The organism is Amycolatopsis iheyensis (assembly GCF_024703995.1).
In the GTDB taxonomy this organism is placed as follows: Bacteria; Actinomycetota; Actinomycetes; order Mycobacteriales; family Pseudonocardiaceae; genus Amycolatopsis; species Amycolatopsis iheyensis.
In genome coordinates, this window is the sequence record NZ_JAMXQV010000069.1 from 1 (window position 1) to 1,552 (window position 1,552).

Annotated in this window: 3 protein-coding genes and 1 pseudogene; all 4 read right to left on the reverse strand. The window is 69.6% G+C overall.

All coding sequences use genetic code 11. From position 1 onward, the window contains the following. Position 1: 1 nt before the first annotated feature. The gene (locus M8542_RS49735) at positions 2–535 is read right to left on the reverse strand and encodes a sigma-70 family RNA polymerase sigma factor (RefSeq protein WP_257927446.1); all 534 of its coding nucleotides are present in this window, start codon (positions 533–535) and stop codon (positions 2–4) included. Positions 536–611: 76 nt separating this feature from the next. Beyond that, positions 612–908 carry a putative quinol monooxygenase gene (locus tag M8542_RS49740; RefSeq protein WP_257927447.1) on the reverse strand — a complete coding sequence of 99 codons (297 nt, stop codon included), beginning with the start codon at positions 906–908 and terminating at the stop codon, positions 612–614. 25 nt (positions 909–933) lie between these two features. Next, positions 934–1,254, reverse strand: coding sequence for a twin-arginine translocase TatA/TatE family subunit (locus M8542_RS49745; protein ID WP_257927448.1), 321 nt, complete (start codon positions 1,252–1,254; stop codon positions 934–936). A gap of 63 nt (positions 1,255–1,317) precedes the next feature. Further along, positions 1,318–1,552 (reverse strand): annotated as a pseudogene (locus M8542_RS49750) (ferritin-like domain-containing protein); the annotation flags it as partial.

Here is a 1,552-nt window from a genome sequence, read left to right on the forward strand (position 1 = left end):
TTCATCGTCGTCCCTTCGAAGTCGGCCTCGGCAAGTTCTCCGGGGAGCGTGATTCGGCTTCCCACAGCTCGCGTAGCCGCTGCAGGCCACGCGAGGTGGTCGACTTGACCGTTCCGGTGCCGCAGCCGAGCAGCCGGGCGGTGTCCGCTTCGCCGAGGTCGAGGTAGAACCGGGCGGCCAGCACGGCCCGTGTCCGCGGCGGCAGCCGCAAGAGCAGCGTCAGCATGTCGCTGCGCCCGGCCCACGCCTCCGTGGCGTCGGCGCCGGGCTGGGGCGTGCCGATCTCGGGTACCGGCGGTTCGCGGCGGGTGCGGTCGCGGTGGCGCAGGAAGACCCGGAACAGCGTTCGGCGGGCGTAGGCGCCGAGATGCTCGATATCGCCGCGTCCGACGTGCCGGACCAGCTTCAGCAGGGTGTCGTGCACGATGTCACCGGCCTCGTCCCGGTTGCCGGTCAGCACCATCGCGTAGCGCAGCAGTTCGCCGTAGTGCTGCTCGACGAACACCTCGAACCGCTTGTCCGACCTCGGCAACATCCGGCCCCTCTCGCCCTCGGCACCCACTACAGAGCCGGTGGAGGTGCCGAAAGGTTGCTTCGCCGAGGAGCGACGGTCACGTCAGCGCGATGACGTCCACGGGACGGATGTCCGGGTCGGCCGCGAGCAGGTCTTCGGCGACCTGTCCGAGCGCGACGGGGATCTGGCCGTCGAGGTGGGCCTGGCGGGCTTGTTCGGTCTCGAAGGTGTCGAAGATGCCGTAGGTGGTGTCGTCGATCTTGAACGCGTACCAGGTGACGGTCCCGGTCTCAGCGGCGGCGAGTGCGCGGCCCTGCTCGAGGAACGCGGCGAGTTCGTCGCCCTTGCCGGGCTTGGCTTTGAGGGTCGCGAGAAGTCCACGGTCGACAGTCATGGGTGACGGTCCTTTCGGTTGTGCGTCAGGTGGCTTCCATGTCCACACCGGCCACTCGCGTGGACGGCGCCGGCTCGGCGGGCGGCGGGTCGAGCACGAACCGGGTCAGGGCGGTGCGCGGGTCCAGGTTGCGGAGCTGGTTGAGTTCACCCAGCGGTTTGCGCAGCTGCTCGAACTCGGGGCCGATTTCGCTGCTGATCTGCTCGTGGGCGTTCGCGAGGGCGTCCTTGGCCTGCTGCGCGGTCCTGCGGACGGTCGCGATGGCGCCGGGCAGGCGTTCCGGGCCGAGGATGAACAGCGCGGCGACCAGCAGGACGAGCAGGTGTTCCGGGCTGAGTCCGAGCATGGTGCCTCTCCGGTGACGGGGGTGCAGGACCGCCCCGACGGCGGTCCCGCACCCCCTGGCGGATCAGTTGGCGGCGCTGGTGTTCACGTCGCCGTTGACGCCCTTGGGGAAGAACCCGCCGGACTTGGCGGCCTTGTTCGTCAGGTACACGATGTTCAGCACCTGGCCGGGTGAGCGGCTGTAGGCGATGCCGTTCGCGTCGGTGGGCACGATGTTCGCCTGGCCATGGCTGTCGATGACGCCCTGGTCGTCGTCGGTGGGGCCGTCGAGGCTGTCGCGGGCGTTGGACAGCTTGACG